The sequence below is a fragment of the Protofrankia sp. Cr1 genome (assembly GCF_963555865.1).
Taxonomy (GTDB): Bacteria; Actinomycetota; Actinomycetes; order Frankiales; family Frankiaceae; genus Protofrankia.
Genome location: NZ_CAUVXO010000012.1, coordinates 14,429 through 36,165 on the forward strand (window position 1 = coordinate 14,429; position 21,737 = coordinate 36,165).

The following is a 21,737-nucleotide window of genomic DNA, read 5'->3' on the forward strand; positions in this document are numbered from 1 at the left end:
CCATGCGCCTGCGGATCCTGGCGCTGTCCGGCTCATGGGTGAACGCCTCGTCGGCCAGCGCGGCCGGCAGCCATGATGCAGCGTCCGCCTGAGCGCGGCCGGCGCGGCGGCGACCAGGACCACGATCGCGTCTGCGGCGGGCGGCTGTCACGTGGCCTCTCCTCCCCGCAGTCGCGCCGGTGGGTCAGCCTCCCGCCGCGGGCGCGGTAGTTCCTTGCGTGCGCCTGATTTCTTCCTTGATTGTGCCGAAGGCGCTGCTGCAGGTGGGGACGGCGTCAACCGCTCGGTGTCGCGTACGCTTGTTTCCAGGAGTCGTTCAAGCTCGCCCGCGCCCTTGGACGTCTGGCTCTTGACCGTGCCGATGGATATGCCCAGTGTGCGAGCGGTCTCGTACTCTGACAGATCGAAGGCGTAACGGAGCACCACGCATTCCCGCTTGCGGGTCGGAAGTGACATCAGCGCAGCCCGGACGTCGACGACGGCTGGCACGTCGGTGTCAGCGCAGTGGGTCTCGGCCATGGTGCCGAGCATGCCCAGGCCACGCCGCTCACGCATGATCCGCCGCAGCCGGCTGGTTGCCATGTTCGCGACCGTACGGCGCATGTACGCCAACGGGTTGTCAACCTGACGCACTCTGCCCCAGTGCCGCCAGGCGGCGGTGAAGGCGTCGGCCGTGATGTCATCGGCGGCGTCGTGGTCGCTTGTCAGCAGGTAGGCGAGCCGTGCGAGCTGGCGATGATGCTGCTCGAAGAAGGCGTGGAACTCCGATTCTGGACGCGGACTGTCCGGGGAGCCGGCCTTCTCGGCATCCGGATACGCTGTGCCGCCGGTGCTGGTCGTCGGTGGTGGCGCCACGGATAATGGTGGCGTCACGGACAGTCGAGTCGCCGTTGGTGGACTGGCGGATGTGCCGCCATCGGTGTAGTCGTCCCGTTCCAACCGGCGTGCTCCCGTAGCTCGTCCGATGGCCGACGCATTCCCAACGATCTGGCAGGAATCAGCCGATCATCGAGGTGCAGTCCCGCAGGCAATATAGTCGAAGTATGTCCGACCGCCAGAGTGAGGTCTCTGCCTGGTTGGCATAATTCGGTCATCCGATGGTAAGATCGGGTCTTACGGGATGTTGTACGCAACTGCCGACGTCACGGGCCTGTTCGGCGTACGCAGCGGGCGGTCTTATGATCAGTACTGGATCTTTGCGACGATGTTTCCGGCCTCCGTTGGTCCGGGTATCCCCGCCCCTATGGTTGCGTCGCGCGTCAGAGTGCCTGGCAACAGGGGATGCAGATCAAGGATCGGGGCCGGGTTGCGTGCATGGCCGGACGCGCTAGGTGGTCGGCGCCGGCTGGCCGTTCGTCCCCACCAACCCAGCACGCCGCCTCCGCTTGATCCGGACGTTCCCGTTCCGGACGACCCGGGTCCGCTGCTTCCGGATACTCCGGACCTCCCTCCCGCGCCGCGCGAACCATCGCCCTATACCGAGCCCGCCCCGGCCGAGCCCGAACCCGAACCGGCCTGTCTTCCCCCGGATGACGCCTTCGGCTCCCGTCCCGTCAGCGGCTGGCCGCGGCGATGATCTGGTCTGCGACCTGGCGGGCCTGGTTGGCGGTGATGGCGAAGCCAACGCCGATGTTGCCGGACTCGGACTGTTGCCGGCCAGGAGAGGCGCTCGTCCCACTGCTCGTCGTGGCGATGGACGAGGTGATGCCGATCAGTTCACCGGCCGAGTTGACCAGCGCGCCGCCTGAGTTGCCCGGGTTGAGCGCGGCATCGGTCTGGATCGCCTGGTATCTCACGGCGCCGCCCGTGCCGGCGGTGCCTGCGCTGATGTCGACCTGACGACCGAGGGCCGAGACCACGCCGGCGGTGACGGTCTCGGACAACCCGAGCGGACTTCCCACCGCAACAACCTGATCGCCTACCCGTACGTCCGTGGAGTCGGCGAACGTCGTGGGCGTCAGTCCGGTTGCGTTGATCTTTATGACGGCGAGGTCGGCGGTGGTGTTCTGCCCGATGAGCGTTGCGGCGTACCGGGTACCGTCCTGCATGCGGATGTTGATCGTACCGCCACTCGCGATCACGTGGTTGTTCGTGAGGATGTAGCCGTCGGCACGGATCACCACCCCGGATCCGACCGCCGATACCTGGCGGCCGACGACCTCGAGCGTGACCACACTGGGTTCGATTTTCATGGCGGCGGCGGCGACAGTGTTCGGTGCGCTGGCCTCGACCGCTGATCCTGATGTCGCTGCGGCGGCGCTGACCGCCGGGGGCTGTTCGGCGATGGTCGTGACGGCGGCGCCCACCGCGGCGCCGGCGCTCGCCGTTGCCAGGCTCAGCGCCATCAGGCTCAGGGCCAGGCGGCGGCGTGCAGACGATGCCGGCTTCTCGCGCCCAACGGGCGTGTCCACCGGCGTGTCCACCGGCGTGTCCACCGGCGTGTCCACCGGCGTGTCCACCGGGAGCGCGGACGGCGGTGAGGGCGAGAGGGGTGAGCGCAACGGTGGTCGCGTGCGGGCCGGGGGCGCAAGCGTCGAAACCGAGCTGTCGCGTAGCCAGGTGGTATCCATGGTGTCACGATCCCGCCGCGATCTGAGTCATTCGTGAAGCCCGACCGATGAACGCGTGAGAACGTGCTTGGAGTGCCCGGTGACAGGGGTGCGGCGACCCACGGTTCATTACCGTGGGTATAGTATATAAGTTCTTTGAGTAATGTCATGGGATGTTGGAGGTTCACGGATGTCGATGGTGAACATCGATCCTGTCGGTACCGGCGAAGACGGGCAGGCATGGCGCCTGTTGGCCGCGGCCAGTGACGCGGCGGGTATTCCGATCACCGACTTCGTGATCGCCCACGCCACCAGAGCGGCGACCGACCTCCTGGCCGACCATCGACTCTTCTGTCTCTCGGCCGAACAGGAGGCTGACGTCAGGGCGCTGGTGGCCGAGCCCGCGCGCATGCCGGCGGGGCTTGAAAGCCTTCTTGCAGCGGCCGGGCCGGGGGCCGGTGCGCACGGGTACAGCGGCATTGAGACGTTGGCTAACTACCATTCCCGCTCGGGGTTCGACTGCGGATCCTTGCCGACCACGACCTGGTTGCGGGAGCAGGCCCTCATTGCCGCCCAGAGCGGGCGTAACCGGGTCCGGGTCATCCGGCGGGGGTCCGGAGACGACGTTGCCGGTTACTATGCGCTGTCGAGCGGAAGCTTGCAAGTGACGGAGGGGAGACACCGGTACTGATCATTTCCAGGGTCGGGGTCGACCTCGCGGATCGTCATCGCGGCGTCGGCCGGGCGCTCGTGGCCGACGCTCTGGCGCAGGTCGCGTACGCCGCGGGGCCGGCCCGCACGCCGATCCTCATCATCAATGTCGAGGATGCCTCGGCTCGCGAGTGGTGCCGGAACCTGGGGATCTTCTCCGACTGGCCGTCGGATCCCTACCGTCTGCTGCTACGTGTCTGCGATCTGCGTCTGGCCTTTCCAGCATAGGCTGGTGCCAGCCCTGCCGTTACGCTGACGGCTGCCGTGCGGATACCGTGGCGCTGTGCATGCGGTGACAGTGACATCGTCGGGTGGTCCTGAGGTCATGTCCTGGGCCGAGGTGGCCGATCTACCTTTCCCGGGCCCGGGTGAGGTGGCCATTGATGTGGTCGCCTCCGCGGTCAACCGGGCAGACCTGCTGCAACGACAGGGTTTCTATCCGCCTCCGCCGGGCACTTCGCCGGTGCTCGGGCTGGAGTGCTCCGGCCTGGTCGCGGCGGTCGGCGACGGTGTGACGGCGTGGCAGGTCGGCGACGAGGTCTGTGCGCTGCTGTCCGGCGGCGGGTACGCGACCAGGGTCAACGTGCCCGCTACCCAGGTGCTTGCGGCACCGGCGGGTGTGTCGCTGGTCGAGGCCGCCGGGCTGCCCGAGGTCGCCGCCACCGTCCACTCGACGGTGTTCGGGCTGGCCGGGCTGAGCGACGGCGAGGTCTTCCTCGTGCACGGCGGCGCATCGGGGATCGGTACGTTCGCGATCCAGGCGGTGCGGGCGCTTCGACCGTCGGTGACGATCGTCACCACCGCGGGCAGCTCGGCGAAGCTGGCGCGGGTCCGCGAACTCGGAGCCGATCTTGCCATCTCCTACCGGGACGACGACTTCGTCGCCCGTGTGAAGGAGGCCACCGACGGTCGCGGAGCGGACGTCATTCTCGACAACATGGGTGGTTCCTATCTGGCGCGCAACGTTGACGCGCTGGCCGTCGAGGGGCGGATCGTCGTGATCGGACTCCAGGGCGGACGAAAGGGCGAACTGAACCTCGGGACGCTGTTGGCGAAGCGGGGCGGCGTACACGCGGTGTCTTTGCGTGGCCGACCGGACGCGCAGAAGGCGGCGATCGTGGCCGCTGTTCGTGAGCAGTTCTGGCCGGCGGTCGAGGCCGGCACGATCCGGCCGGTCGTCGATCGGGTGGTCCCGATCGAGCGGGTCGCCGACGCGCATCGGCATGTCGAGGACCTCGGGCATGTGGGTAAGGTCCTACTTGTTGTGAATCTTGATTACAGTGAGTCCTTGAAGTGAGGCAAAATGTCGCCGAAGGTGATCGGATCGGGACCGCATCCATCCTGCCCGCATGCCTTTCGGCGCGACCAGGCAGGATGGACCCATGGCAGATCAACCGGACCCGCGGGTCGTGATCGTCGGACCGGACGGTGCTGTGGATACCGATACCTCGGGTGCTCGCCCGCGGATCGTGCCCGGCGCCATCGGCAGCGGCATTGATGCGTCCCACGTCACCGACGGCGAAGGCGACCAGTCGAACACGCTCATGGAGATGGTCTCCCAGCCGGACAAGGTGATGCGGATCGGCGCGATGATCAAACAGTTGTTGGAGGAGGTACGGGCGGCGCCGCTGGACGAGGCGAGCCGGCTCCGCCTTCGGGAGATCCATCGTAATTCGATCAGAGAGCTCTCCGACGGGCTGGCCCCTGAGCTTCAGAGCGAGCTGGGCCGTCTTACCCTTCCGTTCGACGAGACGCAGACCCCGAGCGACGCCGAGCTCCGGATCGCCCAGGCGCAGCTCGTCGGCTGGCTCGAGGGGCTCTTCCACGGCATCCAGACGGCGCTGTTCGCCCAGCAGATGGCCGCGCGGGCCCAGCTGGAGGAGATGCGGCGGCGGGCCCTGCCAAGCGGTTCCCAGTCCGGTGAACAGTTCGGTCGCGGCGCCTATCTGTAGTTTGCGCGCCGGGCCGGGTCAGCTGGCGGGACTGACCGAGCTCATGTTGAAGTCGGGGACGCGCACCGCCGGCATCCGCGCGAGCGTGAACCAGTCCGCCCACTCGCGTGGAAGCGTTCGGACCGTTGCCCCGACCTCGGTGAGCCGTCCCAGCAGGTCCACCGGACTCTCGTTGAAACGGAAGTTGTTCACCGCACCGACGACCTCGCCGTCCTCGATCAGGTAGACGCCGTCACGGGTGAGCCCGGTGAGCAGGAGGATCTGCGGGTCGACTTCACGGATGTACCACAGGCAGGTCAGCAGCAGCCCGCGAGAAGTATTCGCGATCATCTCTTCCAGGGATGCCGTCCCGCCGCCGTCGAGGGTCAGGTTGTCGACGAACGGGGTCACCGCAACTGCTCCGGGGCTTGGGGCCTGCGGGCGCGCGATCGCACGATCGTCGCCCGCCCGTTGGCCCTCCAGGGCGCCACCACGAGCCGACGCACGGGTCTGGACCAGCGCGGCCAGCTTGCCATCCATGATCCAGTCGGTGCGTCGCAGCGGCAGTCCGTTGTCGAACACGCTGGATGTCGCCGACGAGGACGCCGCGATCACGAACGGGGTCGCGGAAAGCTCCGGGTCGAACGGGTCGCTGAACAGGTGCAGGCCGGGCGGGCCGAGCGTCTCACCGATTCTGCTGCCCCCGCCGGCCCGGCTGAAGACGGTGCGTCCCTCGGCGGCGTCGCGGCCGGCGGCCGACCAGTAGGCGTAGGTGAGCAGGTCCGCGACGGCGGACGGCGGCAGCAACGTCTCGTAGCGGCCGGCCGGCAGTTCCACCGAGCGCGTGGCCCAGGCCAGACGCCGGCGCAGGAGCGCGTCGGTGTCCGGCACGGACACGTCGGTGAAGTCGTGCGTGGACTGGCCATGCCACACCGAGCCGCCGGGCGTGGCGCTCTTGGCGTTCCATTCCACGGAGCCCGTCGGCTGGCTGTGCCGTAGCCGGAGCCCCGCGGAGGTGCCGAGCCAGGTGGTGGTCAGTTCATGCTGGGCGAAACCGAACAGGCGCCGCCCGTCGGCCCGCGCCGCTTCGAAGGCGTCGCCGAGATCGCGGGCGAATGCGGCGAACACGCTGGTGCTGGTGCGTTGCGCGGGGTCCGCGAAGGTTGTCTGCGCTACTGCGTGCGCGGCCGCTACCGCTGTCCCGCCGCCTGGGTGCGCCATGGTGACCTCGGCGTAGCCGTCGGCGTCGGGACCGAGCAGCTCGGCGTAGTCGTCGGCGTTCCCGGCCTCGCGGGCGTCGGCCTCGGACAGCCGCAACAGCTTCGCCAGGTCGTCGCGGTCGGAGACACTGCTCGCGGAGCGGACCCCGAACGCGCGGCCCACCACGCTGATCACGGTGACGGACCGGTCCCGGGCCGCGCCGTTGGTGGTCAGGGTGTTGTTGGCCCACCGCAGGTTCACCGTGCTCGACTCGCCGGCGATCACCACGGCGCCGTCGGCCCGTGACGATGCCAGCGCCATCTCGACGATTTCGTGGGACTGCATCGCGCTCACCGGCCCGCCTCTCGCTGGGTGTTGAGAATGTTCACGCCCCGCAACAGCACGGACGGACAACCGTGGCTCACCGGGGCAACCTGGCCGGGCTGGCCCTTGCCGCAGTTGAACGCACCGCCCAGGACATAGGTCGCCTCGCCGCCCACGGCCTCCAGCGACCCCCAGAAATCGGTGGTGGTCGCCTGGTATGCGACGTCGCGCAGCTGCCCGACGAGCTGGCCGCCGCGAATCTCGTAGAACCGCTGGCCGGTGAACTGGAAGTTGTACCGCTGCATGTCGATCGACCAGCTCTTGTCACCGACGACGTAGATTCCGCGTTCCACCCGGGAGATCAGTTCTTCGGTGGTCGGCCCGCCTGGGGCAGGCTGGAGTGACACGTTGGCCATCCGCTGGATCGGCACGTGTCCGGGGGAGTCCGCGAACGCGCAGCCGTTGGAACTCCGCACGCCGAGTGCGACGGCGTTCTGCGCGGCCATCCTGCGGTCGAGCTGGTAGCCGACCAGAGTTCCGGCGCGGACGATGTCCCACTGCCCGGCTTGCACGCCCTCGTCGTCGTAGCCGATCGTCGCCAGGCCGTGCGGGGCGGTGCGGTCGCCGGTGACGTGCATGGCGGGGGAGCCATAGCACAGTGACATGATCTTGTCCAGGGTTGCGAACGACGTGCCCGCGTAGGCGGCTTCGTAACCCAGCGCGCGGTCGAGTTCGGTGGCATGGCCGACCGACTCGTGGATGGTCAACCACAGGTTGGACGGATCGATCACCAGGTCATAGCGGCCCGGCTCCACCGAGGATGCCTGTGCCTTCTCCGCCAGCAGAGATGGGATGAGCGCGATCTCACCGTCCCAGTCCCAGCAGCCCGCGGCCGGACCCGCCACCAGCCACTCCCAGCCGCGGCCGACGGGGGGCGCGATCGTACGCATGGTCTCGAAGCCGCCGGCGGCGCGCTCGACCCGGGTCGCCTCGAGCTGGCAGATCACCCTGACCCGTTGCTGGGTGGTGGTCGTCCCGGCCAGGTCCGCGTAGAACTTGTTCTCCATCACCTGCCCGAGCGTGCCGTCGACATGGTCGACATCCCTGGCGGTCATCAGCGTGCGGCACAGCCCGCCGACCCGTTCGATCTTCTCGGCGGTCTCGATCGTGAACGGGTCGACCGCGTAGGCCGACACCCACACCGCGTCGGTGTAGACGGGTTCATCGGTCAGCTCCACCGGTTCGCTGTTGAGCGGCCGTGCCACCTGCGCGAGCTCGACGGCCTGCCTGGTCACCCGGACGGCCTCGTCGACGCTGAGGTCGACGCCGGCGGCGAATCCCCACGTCCCGTCGTGAACGACCCGGACGGCGAAACCGACCGACAGGCCGTCGCCGCGGCTCTCCAGGCCGCCGTCGCGGAACGACAGCGACGCGTCGCGGGTCCGTTCGATGCGGATGTCGGCATGGGTCGCCCCACAGTCGCGGGCGGTCTGCAGTGCGGCGTCCGCGAGCGCCGCGCGGGGCAGCGTCAGGAACTCGGGGTCGATGTCATGGGACCGCGTGTCGGGCGCGGCCGGACCGCCGTGCCCGGTGCGGCCGACGCCGGCGCCCCCCGCCGAGGTGGTGGCAGATGTGGCCATGACCTCATCCTGACCCCTGGAGAAACGATCTGCTCCAAAGGGCGGTCGGCGGGCGCTCCAGCGCGCTCCGGACGGGTCAGGGGAAGAGGCGCTCGATGACGTGTGCCACGCCGTCGGCGTCGTTCGAGGCGGTGATCTCGTCAGCTGCCGCGAGGACCTCCGGGTGTGCGTTGGCGACCGCGACGGCGTGCCCGGCCCAGGCGAACATCGGTAGATCGTTCGGCATGTCACCGAAGGCGATCGTGCGTTGCGCGGATATGTCGTACTGCGCGGCGATCTCCGCCAGGGCGACTCCCTTGGAGATACCCGCTCCGGCGATTTCGACGAGATCGTGACTCGATGTGGTGACCACTGCGGCCGAGCCGGCGATCCGCGCGATCGCGACATAGGCGTCGGCCAGGGTGATCCCGCGTAGTTCCCGCCGGACCAGTAGTTTTGTCGCCGGCATCGCCAGCAGAAGTTCGGTGATGTGACCGACGCATTCGTGTGGATCGGGCCACATCGTGACGAAGGTCGGTTCCCGCCCGAAACGGGTACCGCTTTCCACCGCAAAGGCGGCATCGGGCACGAGAGCCCGGATTTCAGCGGTCAGCCACAGGGCCGTGGTGGTGTCCAGAGCCCGATGCGTGACTGTCGAATTGTTGTCCAGGTCGTAGACGAGCGCGCCGTTGGCGCAGATCGCCAGGCCGGACGCGCCGGTCTGGGCCACGATCTCGGCCATCACCCGCGTGGGCCGGCCGGTGACGAACACCACGAGCGCGCCGGCAGCCTCGACCCGGCGCAGCGCGGCCCGGGTGCGAGCGGAGACCGAGCCATCCGATCGGATCAGCGTTCCGTCGAGGTCGGTGGCGACGAGCGAGGGACGGAACACAATCGTTCAGTAAACCGCATGAGAGCGCTCGGCGGTGCGTCGGCCGCACTCCGCTGCGTCGCCGGTGGTGTCTGCCGCGGTGTCCCGTCCACTCGCGGCGGCGGTGCGTTACCATGCGCATGGTCCGTGCCGATGTGTTTCATGCCGATGTCCTTGCGGCCGGCCGGACGGGGTCTCCTGAGTGCTGGAGCCTCCGGACGGCGGACAGATCCTCCCAGCGGCCAGGGTGATCATTTTTGCGACCGGTGGGAAGGATGGATTTCGGTAACGATGAAAACGTACGATGAACTGTATCTGGAGCTCGCCGAAAAATGGCGCGAACGGACCGCAGGATCCGGTAGCGTCGACGCTCTCGAAAAAGGGATTCACCATATCGGGAAGAAACTCCTCGAAGAGGCCGCCGAAACCTGGATGGCGGCCGAGTACGAGGGGCCGCAGCGGGTCGCGGAGGAGTTGTCGCAGCTGTTGTACTGGAGTCAGTTGGTGATGATTTCCGCGGGTCTCGCCCCCGAGGACGTATACTCGAAGCTGTGACGGTCGATGTTCTGTGTGTATCCGGTGCCAAACTGTGACACGGGGGCTATGATGCTTCGACTCGCGGTGCCCAACAAAGGTGCACTCGCCACGGCATCCAGTCAGTTGCTCGTCGACGCCGGCTACCGGGCGCATCGGGAATCGGCGGAACTGGTCATCGCCGACACCGAGAACGATATCGAGTTCTTCTTCCTCCGGCCTCGCGACATCGCCGTCTATGTCGGGGCGGGTCACCTTGACATCGGCATCACCGGCCGTGACCTCCTTATCGACAGTGGTGTCGCCGCTGACGAACTGCTGCCGCTCGGGTTCGGGTTCTCCACCTTTCGCTATGCCGCGCCGCTTGGCGCGTTGGACGGCATTGCGGGCCTGGCCGGGACGCGCATAGCAACGTCGTTCCCCGGCCTGGTCGCGGCCGACCTGGCGCAGCGCGGCATTGATGCCCGCATCGTGAAACTTGACGGCGCGGTGGAGACGGCCGTCCGGCTCGGAGTGGCCGATGTCGTCGCGGACGTGGTGGAGACCGGGCGCACGTTGCGTGCTCACGGCCTAGCCCTGGTGGGTGAGCCGGTGTTGCGTTCCGAGGCCGTTGTCATCGTGAAGAAGGGGCTGGAGCTCGTGCCCGCCCACGAGCGCCTGCTGCGTCGCATTCAGGGGGTCCTGGTCGCTCGGCGTTATGCGATCATGGACTACGACGTTCCCAATTCAGTACTGGAAAAGGCGTGCGAGATTACCCCGGGTTACGAGTCGCCGACGATTTCACCGTTGCAGCGTGAGGATTGGGTGGCCGTGCGCGCCATGGTGCTCCACGCCGAGGTGAACCGGGTGATGGATGATCTGTGGGAGATCGGCGCCCGGGGCATCATGGTCTCCTCGATCCGGGCCTGCCGCCTGTAGTAGCACGCCGGTGGTTTCAGCGACCAGCTGCATCCCGAAAGTGCGAAGAGTATCTTGTGCCAGGTGGGTTGGAAGGGAGACGGGAGCGGAGAGTGAACGAGGCTCCTGCGCCGCACTCTAAGCATGTCCCCGCATCCGTCGGTGCGGGGACGCCATCGGGCGGGCCGATCGAACGACCACTCGGCGAACTGCACGGTAGGTTCCGCGATAATCGCGACGGAGCGGTTGCCACCTATATCCCGCAGCTTGCGCACACCGACCCGAATGCCTTCGGGATCGCCATGACAACAATGGACGGCCACAGCTACAGTGTGGGCGACAGCATGGCGCCGTTCACGATCCAGTCGGTTTCCAAGCCGTTCGTCTATGCCCTCGCTCTGCATGATCGTGGTTTTGACGACGTCATCCGCAGGGTCGGAGTCGAGCCTACCGGCGACGCCTTCAACGCCATCACGCTTGAAGCCGGTACCGGCCGGCCGTTGAACCCGATGGTCAACGCGGGAGCGATCCTCACCGCGAGTCTGATCGACGGACGGGATCCGGCCGAGCGTTTCGAGCGAATTCGTCAGGGGTTGTCGGCGTTCGCCGGCCGCGAGCTCGACGTGGACGAACAGGTCTTCGCGTCCGAGCAGGACACCGGTGACCGTAACCGCGCCATCGCCTACCTGATGCGTAACGCCGGAGCATTGCAGGGATCGGTTGATGAGATCTGTTCCATCTACTTCCGGCAGTGCGCCGTTCTCGTCACCGGTACCGACCTGGCCGTCATGGCGGCGACACTCGCGCTCGGCGGCGTCAACCCACTGACGAAGCAGCGGGTCGTGTCCGAGGCGGACGTGGGCAGCGTTCTCGCGGTCATGGGTACCTGCGGTATGTACGACCACGCTGGTGAGTGGTTGTTGCGGGTCGGGCTGCCGGCCAAGAGCGGCGTCGCAGGGGGGATCTGCGCGGTTCTGCCGGGCCAGCTGGGTGTCGGCCTCTATAGTCCTCTCCTGGATCACAAGGGCAACAGCGTCCGTGGGGTTCTCGCCTGTCGAGAGATGTCCGAGCGTTTCGCCTTGCACCTGCTGCGCCCGGGGGGTCAGCCGGCGCATCCGGTCCGCTTCACCTACCGCGGGGACACGGTCAGCTCCAAGCGGGTCCGGCCGGAACGGGACAGGGAGGTTCTTGCGCGGTCGGGGGTGGCGTTCGTCGTGTATGAGCTTCAGGGCGATCTTGCGTTCGCGAGCGCGGAGCGGCTGCTACGGACAGTGGTTGATCACCTTGACGGCATCTCGTGGATCGTATTCGACCTGCGGCGGGTCGCAGCTATCGACGAACCGGCTGCCGGCCTGCTCCGGGTGTTGTTGGCCGATCTCGCGGATCGGAAGGTCACGACGCTGTTCGTCGACCCGCGGGCGCTCCCGGCCGTCGCCGGGCTGATGCGCTCGGACTGGTCCACCGAGCGGCTTCCTGATCTTGAGATCGCGCTCGAGTGGTGTGAGGAAGCCTTGCTGATGCGGGCGAACCTCACCACGCTCCCACCGACCGTCCGGGTCCCGTTCGCCGGGCAGGAGCTGCTTGCCGAGTTGGCACGCGACGAGGTCGCGGTCGTCCGATCGCTCACCAGGAGCCAGTCCTATGAGCGTGGGGAAGTGATTTTCGATGCGGGCGACCCGGCCGATGCCATCTACTTCGTGACCCGCGGTCTGGTCAACGCCGAGGTTCAAGCGGGAAAGGCAGTGCGGTGGCTCCGCCTCAACACCGTGCCGGCCGGGGCCGCCTTCGGCGAGCTGGCACTTGTCGACGGCGGGTTGCGCTCCACCCGCATCACGGTGGCGGAGCCGACCGAGTGCGAGGTGCTCTCCCTTGCCGCGTTCGAAGAACTGCGCCGGAGCAACCCGCGCACCTGTGACGCGATCTACCGGGCGATCGCACGGAGCCTGTCGGCCCGGCTTCGGCGGGCCACCCGGGAGATCCAGTCGATGCAGGACTGACTGTCGTCAGCGGTGACTGAGAATCAGCGACATTCCCTCGCTGCGGGTCGCGGTGCTCAGGAACTGCCCGCGCACGGCTGAGGTGACCGTACGGGCGCCGGGCTTGCGGACTCCCCGCATGGACATGCACAGATGTTCGGCCTCGACGACGACCATGACCCCACGAGGTGACAGCGCCCGCTCCAGCGCGTTGGCGATCTGGGTGGTGAGCCGTTCCTGCACCTGCGGGCGGCGCGAGTACAGGTCGACGAGTCTCGCCAGTTTCGACAGCCCGGTGATCTGCCCGGCTTCGTTCGGGATGTAGGCGACATGCGCCTTGCCTGCGAACGCGACCAGATGATGTTCGCACAACGACGTGAAGTCGATGTCGCGAACCAGCACCATCTCTTCATGACCTTCGTCGAAGACGGTGGTGAGCACCTCGGACGGGTCCCGGCCGAGGCCCTCCACCGCTTCCTGATAGGCCCGCGCGACCCGCTCCGGGGTCTTGCGCAGGCCTTCCCGATCCGGGTCCTCCCCGATGCCGATCAGAAGCTCACGCACAGCGCGAGCCACCCGGTCGTGGTCGAAGGGACGGACCGCCCGAGGCCCCAGATCAGGCCGTTGCCGCTCGGGCGGACCGTCACTGCCGGCAACACCCTTACCGTCGCCGGGGGCGACGCCGTCGGCGCCGATCCCGGCGACATCCCCTGGAACATCCCCTGGAACGTCGGCAGGAGCCGAAGACGTGTACCCGGTGGGTGCGAGACCGTAATCGGTCGTCAACGGCGTCCCCTGTCGTCGTCGTTCGGCAGCGTCGGCGGTGCCCAAGGGTTGGACATCTTCGGTGCGGCCGACGTCGGCTCCGCAGGTGCCGATCCGCCGCCCGCGTTCTGTTCCGTCGCCGTGGCGTGGTCATCGGAGGAAACCTGACCGGATCCGGACCCATTCCCGGTGGCCGCCGGCACGCTGCTGCCGTTGCCGTGGGCGGCACCATTGGTCCGGCCGCCCTGACCGATGGTGGCGTTGGGTACCAGATCCGTGACATCGCCGGGCTTGGCCAGCCCCAGCTCGGCCGGGGTCATCACCGGCGGCTGGTCGGACGGCAGGCGCTTGCCCACCCCCGTGTACGAGCCGCGGCTGGGCCGCTTCTGGACTGTCGCGAAGATCTCCAGAACCGCGTCCTTGCCGAGCGTTTCGGCATCCATGAGTCGCAGAACAAGGTTGTCCAGTACGTCCCGGTACTGAACGAGGATCTCCCACGCCTCGTCGTGCGCCGACTCGATCAGACGGCGAACCTCCGCGTCGATCTCCGCGGCAACCTGCTCGGAATAGTCGCGCTGGTGGCCCATGTCGCGCCCGAGGAACACCTCGTTGCTCTCACCGCCGAACTTCAGCGCTCCGAGCGTGTCACTCATGCCGAACTGGGTGACCATGGCTCGGGCGACCTTCGTCGCCTTCTCGATGTCGTCGCTGGCACCTGTGGTCGGCTCGTGGAAGACGAGTTCCTCGGCGGTCCGCCCGCCCAGGAACATCGCGAGCTCGTCCAACATCTCCGATCGGGTACGCAGGTAACGATCCTCGAGCGGTAGCTGCATGGTGTAACCGAGCGCCCGGCCGCGGGGCAGAATCGTGACCTTGTGGACGGGGTCGCTGTTGGGCAGGGCGTGTCCGACGAGGGCGTGCCCACCTTCGTGGTAGGCGATCCGCTTCTTCTCCTTGTCGCTTATGACCCGGTTCTTGCGTTCCGGCCCGGCCATCACCCGGTCGATCGACTCTTCCAACAGGGCCGAGGAGATGAACTTCTGGTCGGACCGGGCCGTGAGCAGCGCAGCCTCGTTGAGCACATTCGCTAGGTCTGCGCCGGTGAACCCCGGCGTACGCCGCGCGATGGTCAGCATGTCGATGTCGGGCTCCATCGGCTTGCCCTTGGCGTGGACCTTCAGAATCGCCTCGCGGCCCAGCAGGTCGGGGCGATCGACGACGATCTGGCGGTCGAACCGTCCCGGGCGTAGCAGCGCCGGGTCCAGGATGTCGGGCCGGTTCGTGGCCGCAATGAGAATGACGCCGCCCTTGACGTCGAACCCGTCCATCTCGACCAGGAGCTGGTTGAGGGTCTGCTCGCGTTCATCGTGGCCACCGCCGAGACCGGCACCACGGTGGCGACCCACCGCGTCGATCTCATCCACAAAGATGATCGCTGGTGCGTTGGCCTTGGCCTGCTCGAACAGGTCCCGCACCCGGCTTGCGCCGACACCGACGAACATCTCGACGAAGTCCGAGCCGGAGATCGAGTAGAACGGCACGCCGGCCTCACCCGCGACCGCGCGGGCCAAGAGCGTCTTGCCGGTTCCAGGCGGTCCGTACAGCAGTACCCCTTTGGGGATCTTGGCGCCCATCGCCTGGAACTTGCCCGGGTTCTCCAGGAACTCCTTTATCTCCTGGAGTTCCTCGATCGCCTCGTCGGCACCCGCGACATCGACGAAGGTCGTCTTCGGTGTGTCCTTGCTGACCAGCTTGGCCTTGGACTTGCCGAAGTTCATGACCCGGTTGCCGCCGCCCTGCATCTGGTTCATGAAGAAGAACAGCAGCAGCACGACCAGCAGCACTGGTAGGAGGTTCAGCAGCAACGACACGAAGATGTTGCCCTGATCGACCTTGACCTCGTAGGCGACCCCCTTCTCGTGGAGCTTGTCGGCGAGATCGGTCGCCTGGCGGCTGACATAGGACGACTCGTACTTTCCGTCCTTTGTCTTGATCTGGATGCGCTGCTTGGAGTCCTGGATTGTGGCGCTGACGACCTGACCCGATTCGATCTTTTGCTGGATGGAGTTCAGGTCACTCTTGGTGTACTCGCTTGAACCCGACAACACCCCGGTCATGAGAATGATCACGAACAGGGCCAGGAGCCCGAGAGGCACCCAGCCGCGGAAGATTCTTCTTGGAGTCATCTGCCTGGAGCGCTGGACACGCGCGCTCCACCCTCCTGACGTGTGTGCTGCCCTCGTTCGGGATTCCCTTGTGCCGAGGGTACCGCCGGTACCCGCGCCTTACCGCGCGTACATCCGAGCAACGGGCAAGGGAAGCGTCCTGTTCCACCTCGGTGCCCCGAATGGGTGATTCGTCGAACAGGTTCGTAGCCGTCAGAGCACGTGGTGATCAGTGGGGTCCCCCGATGTGCAGTGTTCTGGATCTTCTCGGTCGGCTGGAGGTGCCCAGCCGACGCTGGAAAACCGGCGGCACCGGTCCATCCGCCGGACGCTCTCACCGGGCGCCGCGGTCGATCGCCTCCTGGGTCAGCGTTCCGACATATGGCAGGGTGCGGTAACGCTCGGCGTAGTCGAGACCGTAGCCGACGACGAAGGCGCTCGGTATGTCGAAGCCGACATACTGTACGTCGATGTCGACGGCCAGTGCCGCCGGCTTGCGTAGCAGCGCGAGCACCTCCAGCGATGCCGGGCTGCGCGACCGCAGATAGCGCAGCAGCCACGACAGGGTCAGGCCCGAGTCGATGATGTCCTCGACGACCAGGACGTCCTTGCCCTCGATGGGGCGGTCCAGGTCCTTGAGGATGCGCACGACGCCTGAGGACGACGTCGCCGAGCCGTACGACGAGACGGCCATGAACTCCATGGTCAGTGGCACAGTCAGTAGCCGGGACAGGTCCGCCATCACCATCACCGCGCCCTTGAGGACACCGACGAGCAGCACCTCGCGACCGGCGTAGTCGGCATCGACCAGCGCCGCCAGCTCCCTGATCCTGGTGGCGATCTCGTTGGTGCTGACAAGGACCTCGGCGATGTCGGGATGCGGGCTGGCCCGCGGCCGGTCCTCCGCCCCGGCGCCGGCTGACCCGGTCCGGTCGGACCCGGTCCGGTCGGGCACCGTGTGCGCAGTGCTCACCTGAGCCTCCCTGGTGTTTCCACGCGGCTCGCCACCGTCGGCGGCGGGCGTGGAGGTGTCTGGCCGGGTCCCCGACCCGGGTGTCACAGGCGCGGGTCGAGGGTATCCATCGCACCGGCCGGAGGCCTCGAATCCGCAGGTCGCGAACCCCGGAGGCCGCGCTACCGAGATCCTGCCATCGGCGCGCGTCGCGATGACACCCGAGGGCAGCGGGACCGGCTTCTGTCCGCGCCATCTCGTCACCAGCTCGTCCATGGCCCGGATGTGATCGGCTCGCAGCCCGGTCGGTGCGCTTCCGAGCGCACGTGCCGCCCGCCGCATCACCCGGCCCCGAAGCGCGGTGCTGAGCCCCGCGAGGCCGGCGAGGTCCAGGTCGATGCGGACGGCTGCGCCGGCCGGCCCGGCAGGGTGGGCCAGTTGGTCGTAGACAACCGCCGCATCGGCGTCGAGCGCCTCATTGTCCGCCCGCAACAGGTCGGCGGTGCGGGCGAGGGCCTCGGCGATACCCGGGCCGAGGGTGTCCTCCAGAACAGGCAGGACCCGGTGGCGGACCCGGGCCCGCGCGAACGCCTCGTCAGCGTTGGTCGGGTCATCCCACGGGGTGAGCCCGTCGGCGAGGCAGGCGTTTCGGGCCACCGACCTGCGGATGTCCAGCAGCGGGCGCCGGAACAGGCCGTCGCTGCGCGGCATGCCCGCCAGCGTGCGTGCGCCGGAGCCGCGGGCGAGTCGCAGCAGGACCGTCTCGGCTTGGTCGTCAAGGGTATGGCCGAGCAGCACGGCGCTCGCGCCCAGGCGTTCGGCGGCGCAGGTCAGAGCGGACCTGCGGGCGTCGCGGGCGGCTCCCTCCGAACGCGGTGAGCGCGCCGGCAGGATTTCGACGGGGTCGAGGCCGAGCTCCCGTCCCTGCGCGGCCACTGTGTCCGCCTGGGCGGCGGAACCCTCATACCAACCGTGGTCGACGGTCAGCAGCCCGCCGCGCAGCGCCCGGCGCGGTGCCAGGAACGCGAGCGCGGCGGCCAGCGCCAGTGAGTCCGGACCGCCCGAGCAGGCCGCGAGCACCAGGCTGCCCGGGGGGAGGTCGGCAATCGAGCGGCGGAGCGCGACCCGGACCTCGGCCGCGGCCCTGCGGTGGGCCATGACGGCTATTCCCGCATGGCGTTCAGGCACAGGCACAGGCACCGGTTCAGGCACAGGCACAGACGGCGGGACGGTCGTGCTGCCCGGGGCAGGCACACACTATTCCGATCACGCACTATGCCGATATCGACGGGCGCGAGCCCAGGACACGTTGCATCCAGGCGCCTGGATCGACCAGCTCCGACCGGGTCGGCAACGTCTCGGGAGATTCCCAGACCAGGTTGAACGCGTCGACCCCCGCCTCGGCAACGACAGCCCGGACAAAGGCGCCACCTTGGCGGTACTGCAGCAGCTTGAGGTCCAGTCCGAGCAGGCGGCGGACAAAGCGGTCGATCGGTGAACCACCACCGCGGCGGTTGTCGAAGCGTGACCGGATCTCGGCGACGGTCGGGACGACCTTGGGGCCGACCGCGTCCATGACCTGGTCGGCGTGCCCCTCCAGCAGGGTCATCAGTGCCTGCAGTCGATCCAGGACCTGGCGTTGGGCGGGCGTCTGCAGGGCCTCGACGATGCTCGGCGCGTTCGGCCCACGGTCGAGCACGGCGCCGCGCAGCGCGGAGACGGCCGATCGCACCCGTTCGGCGAGGACGTCCGCGTCGAGGTCGGTCGCCTCGATGAAGGATGCGATCTCGTGCTCCAGATGCGTCCGCAGCCACGGGACGGCGGTGAACTGGATGCGATGGGTCTGTTCATGCAGGCAGACCCACAACCGGAAGTCGTGCGGGTTGACGGCCAGCGCCTGTTCGGCATGGGCGATGTTCGGTGCGACCAGGCTGAGTCGCCCTGGGCGTCCCGGATGTCCCGCCGCGCCGGTTTCACCGGGTGTCCCGGGTGTCCCGGGTGCATCGGGTGCATCGGTTTCATCGGGGGGGAGGAAGACCTCGTACTGGCCGAGAACCTTGCCTGCGAGGTAGGCCAGCGCGGTGCCGAGCTGTACCCCGGTGACCCGGCGGCCAACAGCCGTGGACAGCTTGCCTCGATCGCGGTCCGCGAGCTTGTCGAGCAGCGGTTCGCTCACCACCCGAAGGCCGGCGACATTCGACCGGACCCATTCCGGCCGGTCCACCACGACGATCGGTGTCGGCGGACCAGCCGGTTCCAGCCTGGTGTATGCCTGGACATGGCCTTCCGCCTCGACGGCCAGCCGTCGCAGCTCCGCAACCACCGTGTCCGCTTCGGAGCGGGCCACGGGCGGGCCAGGTCGGACAAGCCGCCGCGCTGTCGTTACCGCGAGGTCCCAGTCGACTAGCTCGGCGTCCACATCCGCCAGCCTATGTCCCTCCCCCCCACGATGACAGGCATTGTCGCCCGCGCGTGCCTGTCATCGGTGGGTTGCACTCAGCATCCGCAGGACTCGAGCGCGACGGCCACCTGGTCGAGGGCGGCACGGGTGGCCCCGGCCTCCTCCACGGGGGCGAAGAAACCGAACAACAGCAGCCGGCCGTCGCTGTCCACAACCTGGCCGACGAGGCTTGTCACGATTCGCAGGCTGCCGGTCTTCGCCCGCACGTCGCCGGCACCGGCTCGGGTGTCGGCCGAGTCGTAGCGGTCGTTCAGCGTCCCGGAGAACCCGGCCACCGGGAGCCCCGTGATCAGTGTTCGCAGCGCCGGGTGCCCGGGCAGGACGGCCGTCCGCAACAGCGCCACGAGGGTGGCCGGGGCAATCCGGTTGGATGTTGACAGACCGCTCGTGTCCGCAAGGTAGGTTCCGGCCGTCGGCACGCCCAGTTCCCGCAGCACGTCGAGTACCGCACTGGTGGCGCCGGCGAACGAAGCCGGCAGGCCGCGGGCGTGGGCCACCAGCCGGCCGAGGCTCTCGGCGAGGTCGTTGTCGGAGTAGGTGAGCATTCGCTCGACCAGCACCGGGATCGGCGGACTCTGGACGGCGGCAAGCTGCCGTGCGCCAGGTTGGGCGACGCCGGCGGCTGGCAGGGCGCCGATTTCGGTCGAGTTGACCTGCACTCCGCAGCGGCGCAGCGCCGCCGCGAACGCGTTGGCAGCGGCCATCGCCGGCGTGGTTGTGCGCGGGCCGGTCGCGCCCGCAGCGCCGCGACCGCCGTCCACCTCGAGCGCGGAGACCGGTGTGACGTTGCCGTCGGTCACATAGCTGTCGCGCCAGCCCTCGCCAGTGGGCGGTCCGGTGAACAGTGTCTGGTCTGCGACCACCCGGTCGACCTGGGTGACGCCGGTCCCACGTACCTGTGTGGCGAGGTCCGACAGGCGTGCGAAGGACGGGTAGCCGGTGGGCCCGGCGGCTGCGGTCAGGGTCGGATCGCCCGCACCCACCAGCCACAGGGTCCCGCCGCCGACAACGGTGGTGGCAGCACCATCCGCGGTGGCGGGTGGACTGTAGAAGGCTCGGGTCGTAAGGGTTTCCCGTGGGCCGAACGTGGTCAGCGCGGCCGCGGCCACCACGGTCTTCAAGGTGGACGCCGGTGCTGTCGGCAGGTCGGACCGGCGGTCCAGCAGCAGGGCCCCGGTCAGCGCGTCCACCACCAGCCCCGCTGGGTTGCCCAACGCGGCGTTCGCCAGCGGACCGGCGAGCCGGGCGCCCAGCGTGGCGGGGTCGGCGGATCGCGCTGCCGGATCCAGCGCCGCGAAGGGGACTGCCGACGGTCGGGAGTCGGTGTGGGCGACGCCCGGTCGTTGCGGCGGAGCGACGGAGAGCTGGCCGGCAAGCAGAGCCCCGGTGATGGCAGTCAGCCCGCCGACCCGACTCCGCATCCCAGGGGACACGTGCGAGAGACTACGTCGGGTGAATCCGAGTCGCATCACCTGCACGGGGAATATCCCGGACAGACTCCGCAGCCGATCGAGGTCGGGAGACGTCACCGCGGGGTCACCCCGTCCGTCGGTGCCAGGTAAGCGGCGGATGGCTGATTTTACATGATCGGGTCGCGGCGGTCCTGGGCGGCGGTCGTAACCGCAGATACTGGTAACAAGTACAGAACACGCGGGCGCGTCGGACGGGACGCGCCCACCGACATGACAGGGGACGGTGTGGACCTCGAGTTCGATGTGACCATCGAGATCCCGAAGGGGCAACGCAACAAGTACGAGATGGATCACCACACCGGGCGTATCCGGCTCGACCGGATGCTGTTCACGTCCACTCATTATCCCTCGGACTACGGGTTCATCGAGGGTACGCTGGGCCGGGACGGTGATCCTCTGGACGCGCTCGTCCTGCTGGAGGAGCCGACGTTCCCGGGCTGCCTGGTGCGATGCCGCACGATCGGCATGTTCCAGATGAGCGACGAGAAAGGCCCGGACGACAAGGTGCTGTGTGTGCCGGTCGCGGACGTCCGCCAGGAGCACCTGCGTGACATCAGGCACCTTCCCGAGTTCGACCGGCTGGAGATCCAGCACTTCTTCGAGGTCTACAAGGACCTTGAGCCGGGCAAGTCGGTCGAAGGTGCGTCCTGGGTCGGCCGGACCGAGGCGGAGCGGGAGATCCTCGCCTCGGTCCTGCGCGAGAAGGAATCGGCCATCCCGACGGATGAGCAGCACGACGAGGACACACCCGAGGTCGCGGAAGATCCCGCGCCGCAGGTGAAGTCTGCGTGAGGTACGCCTGACGCGGTCGTGACGCACCGGTGGGAGCCGCTGATCGCGGTCGTGGTGAGGGATCTTCACTGATTCACCACCACGACCGCGCTCAGTAACCACTATCCCCACACGCTGAGCGCTTGCCATGTCACGCCTGTTAGATGGGATCATGCTGGAGGGCTCTGCCAGCAGGCGGACGACCACATGGCGAAGCACTCTGGACCTCCACCGACGTGTCCACGGTGTGGCGGCAGGGGCACGGTGACGGTGACCGGCGACGGCACAGCTGGACATTCTGGTACGCGACCGCACCGACCCGAATGAGGTCAAACTGGCGGCGTCCGGTCAGACCATCCCGAGTCTGGCGGAGGCTCACCTTCGGGACCGTAACCAGGCGCCCAGATCGTCTCGTAGTGCGGGCAGCGATCTACCGCCGTAGCGGGAAGCTCACCTTTTCCGCCCCCGCTACGTCTCGCGCGGGCGAGTGCCGCACCTTGCGCCCGCCGACACTGCTTGCATTGCACCCGGACCGCGGT

18 protein-coding genes are annotated in these 21,737 nt (G+C 68.0%); 8 read left to right on the plus strand and 10 right to left on the minus strand.

What is annotated here, in order from left to right; genetic code table 11:
• Positions 1 to 147 precede the first annotated feature (147 nt).
• Together U9980_RS02605 and U9980_RS02610 are read right to left on the minus strand one after the other, a co-directional pair.
• Positions 148 to 873, minus strand: a complete 726-nt coding sequence (locus U9980_RS02605) for a SigE family RNA polymerase sigma factor (RefSeq protein WP_322766515.1) — start codon at positions 871 to 873, stop codon at positions 148 to 150.
• 680 nt (positions 874 to 1,553) lie between these two features.
• Positions 1,554 to 2,570: a S1C family serine protease gene (locus U9980_RS02610; RefSeq protein ID WP_322766516.1), complete on the minus strand. Its 1,017-nt coding sequence runs from the start codon at positions 2,568 to 2,570 to the stop codon at positions 1,554 to 1,556.
• Positions 2,571 to 2,739: 169 nt separating this feature from the next.
• Here U9980_RS02610 and U9980_RS02615 point away from each other — a divergent pair, with 169 nt between their 5' ends.
• From U9980_RS02615 to U9980_RS02630, 4 genes are all read left to right on the plus strand, one after another.
• Positions 2,740 to 3,240: a DUF1778 domain-containing protein gene (locus U9980_RS02615; protein WP_322766517.1), complete on the plus strand. Its 501-nt coding sequence runs from the start codon at positions 2,740 to 2,742 to the stop codon at positions 3,238 to 3,240.
• A 59-nt stretch (positions 3,241 to 3,299) separates the two neighbouring features.
• On the plus strand, positions 3,300 to 3,488 hold the full coding sequence (locus U9980_RS02620) for a hypothetical protein (RefSeq protein ID WP_322766518.1): 189 nt from the start codon (positions 3,300 to 3,302) through the stop codon (positions 3,486 to 3,488).
• A gap of 55 nt (positions 3,489 to 3,543) precedes the next feature.
• Complete coding sequence (locus tag U9980_RS02625; RefSeq protein ID WP_416210120.1) at positions 3,544 to 4,557, plus strand: NAD(P)H-quinone oxidoreductase; 1,014 nt, start codon at positions 3,544 to 3,546, stop codon at positions 4,555 to 4,557.
• A gap of 85 nt (positions 4,558 to 4,642) precedes the next feature.
• On the plus strand, positions 4,643 to 5,212 hold the full coding sequence (locus U9980_RS02630) for a bacterial proteasome activator family protein (RefSeq protein WP_322747746.1): 570 nt from the start codon (positions 4,643 to 4,645) through the stop codon (positions 5,210 to 5,212).
• An 18-nt stretch (positions 5,213 to 5,230) separates the two neighbouring features.
• Here U9980_RS02630 and U9980_RS02635 read toward each other — a convergent pair whose 3' ends face one another.
• The 3 genes from U9980_RS02635 to U9980_RS02645 form a co-directional block, all read right to left on the minus strand.
• The gene (locus U9980_RS02635) at positions 5,231 to 6,736 is read right to left on the minus strand and encodes a metallopeptidase TldD-related protein (RefSeq protein ID WP_322766519.1); all 1,506 of its coding nucleotides are present in this window, start codon (positions 6,734 to 6,736) and stop codon (positions 5,231 to 5,233) included.
• Positions 6,737 to 6,741: 5 nt separating this feature from the next.
• On the minus strand, positions 6,742 to 8,355 hold the full coding sequence (locus U9980_RS02640; protein WP_322766520.1) for a TldD/PmbA family protein: 1,614 nt from the start codon (positions 8,353 to 8,355) through the stop codon (positions 6,742 to 6,744).
• A 76-nt stretch (positions 8,356 to 8,431) separates the two neighbouring features.
• On the minus strand, positions 8,432 to 9,226 hold the full coding sequence (locus U9980_RS02645) for a Cof-type HAD-IIB family hydrolase (RefSeq protein WP_322766521.1): 795 nt from the start codon (positions 9,224 to 9,226) through the stop codon (positions 8,432 to 8,434).
• Positions 9,227 to 9,496: 270 nt separating this feature from the next.
• On the opposite strand from U9980_RS02645, the gene U9980_RS02650 reads away from it, so the two are divergent.
• The 3 genes from U9980_RS02650 (at position 9,497) to glsA (ending at position 12,633) form a co-directional block, all read left to right on the plus strand.
• The gene (locus U9980_RS02650) at positions 9,497 to 9,760 is read left to right on the plus strand and encodes a phosphoribosyl-ATP diphosphatase (protein ID WP_322747742.1); all 264 of its coding nucleotides are present in this window, start codon (positions 9,497 to 9,499) and stop codon (positions 9,758 to 9,760) included.
• 51 nt (positions 9,761 to 9,811) lie between these two features.
• Positions 9,812 to 10,657: an ATP phosphoribosyltransferase gene (gene hisG / locus U9980_RS02655; RefSeq protein WP_322766527.1), complete on the plus strand. Its 846-nt coding sequence runs from the start codon at positions 9,812 to 9,814 to the stop codon at positions 10,655 to 10,657.
• Between the two features lie 92 nt (positions 10,658 to 10,749).
• Positions 10,750 to 12,633: a glutaminase A gene (glsA, locus tag U9980_RS02660; RefSeq protein WP_322766522.1), complete on the plus strand. Its 1,884-nt coding sequence runs from the start codon at positions 10,750 to 10,752 to the stop codon at positions 12,631 to 12,633.
• A gap of 6 nt (positions 12,634 to 12,639) precedes the next feature.
• Here the strand turns inward: glsA and folE are convergent, their stop codons facing one another.
• From folE to dacB, 5 genes are all read right to left on the minus strand, one after another.
• A complete protein-coding gene (gene folE, locus U9980_RS02665; RefSeq protein ID WP_416210122.1) occupies positions 12,640 to 13,308 on the minus strand; it encodes a GTP cyclohydrolase I FolE in 669 nt (222 codons plus the stop codon).
• Between the two features lie 86 nt (positions 13,309 to 13,394).
• Positions 13,395 to 15,563 carry an ATP-dependent zinc metalloprotease FtsH gene (gene ftsH, locus U9980_RS02670; protein ID WP_322766523.1) on the minus strand — a complete coding sequence of 723 codons (2,169 nt, stop codon included), beginning with the start codon at positions 15,561 to 15,563 and terminating at the stop codon, positions 13,395 to 13,397.
• Between the two features lie 313 nt (positions 15,564 to 15,876).
• Positions 15,877 to 17,652, minus strand: coding sequence for a hypoxanthine phosphoribosyltransferase (gene hpt / locus U9980_RS02675; RefSeq protein ID WP_322766528.1), 1,776 nt, complete (start codon positions 17,650 to 17,652; stop codon positions 15,877 to 15,879).
• A gap of 115 nt (positions 17,653 to 17,767) precedes the next feature.
• Positions 17,768 to 18,913, minus strand: coding sequence for a zinc-dependent metalloprotease (locus U9980_RS02680; RefSeq protein WP_322766524.1), 1,146 nt, complete (start codon positions 18,911 to 18,913; stop codon positions 17,768 to 17,770).
• A 77-nt stretch (positions 18,914 to 18,990) separates the two neighbouring features.
• Entirely contained in the window at positions 18,991 to 20,376 is a 1,386-nt protein-coding gene (dacB, locus tag U9980_RS02685) for a D-alanyl-D-alanine carboxypeptidase/D-alanyl-D-alanine-endopeptidase (RefSeq protein WP_322766529.1), read from the minus strand.
• A 261-nt stretch (positions 20,377 to 20,637) separates the two neighbouring features.
• Between dacB and U9980_RS02690 the strand changes: the two genes are divergently transcribed.
• Entirely contained in the window at positions 20,638 to 21,219 is a 582-nt protein-coding gene (locus U9980_RS02690; protein ID WP_416210121.1) for an inorganic diphosphatase, read from the plus strand.
• Positions 21,220 to 21,737: the final 518 nt, after the last annotated feature.

What these genes read in the sequence shown, in the direction of transcription:
- U9980_RS02610 (WP_322766516.1), bottom strand. Translation starts at nt 2,570, where the DNA reads ATGGATACCACCTGGCTACGCGACAGCTCGGTTTCGACGCTTGCGCCC.
- U9980_RS02615 (WP_322766517.1), top strand. Translation starts at nt 2,740, where the DNA reads ATGTCGATGGTGAACATCGATCCTGTCGGTACCGGCGAAGACGGGCAG.
- U9980_RS02630 (WP_322747746.1), top strand. Translation starts at nt 4,643, where the DNA reads ATGGCAGATCAACCGGACCCGCGGGTCGTGATCGTCGGACCGGACGGT.
- U9980_RS02635 (WP_322766519.1), bottom strand. Translation starts at nt 6,736, where the DNA reads ATGCAGTCCCACGAAATCGTCGAGATGGCGCTGGCATCGTCACGGGCC.
- U9980_RS02640 (WP_322766520.1), bottom strand. Translation starts at nt 8,355, where the DNA reads ATGGCCACATCTGCCACCACCTCGGCGGGGGGCGCCGGCGTCGGCCGC.
- U9980_RS02650 (WP_322747742.1), top strand. Translation starts at nt 9,497, where the DNA reads ATGAAAACGTACGATGAACTGTATCTGGAGCTCGCCGAAAAATGGCGC.
- hisG (WP_322766527.1), top strand. Translation starts at nt 9,812, where the DNA reads ATGCTTCGACTCGCGGTGCCCAACAAAGGTGCACTCGCCACGGCATCC.
- ftsH (WP_322766523.1), bottom strand. Translation starts at nt 15,563, where the DNA reads ATGACTCCAAGAAGAATCTTCCGCGGCTGGGTGCCTCTCGGGCTCCTG.
- hpt (WP_322766528.1), bottom strand. Translation starts at nt 17,652, where the DNA reads ATGGCCCACCGCAGGGCCGCGGCCGAGGTCCGGGTCGCGCTCCGCCGC.
- dacB (WP_322766529.1), bottom strand. Translation starts at nt 20,376, where the DNA reads ATGCGGAGTCGGGTCGGCGGGCTGACTGCCATCACCGGGGCTCTGCTT.
- U9980_RS02690 (WP_416210121.1), top strand. Translation starts at nt 20,638, where the DNA reads ATGACAGGGGACGGTGTGGACCTCGAGTTCGATGTGACCATCGAGATC.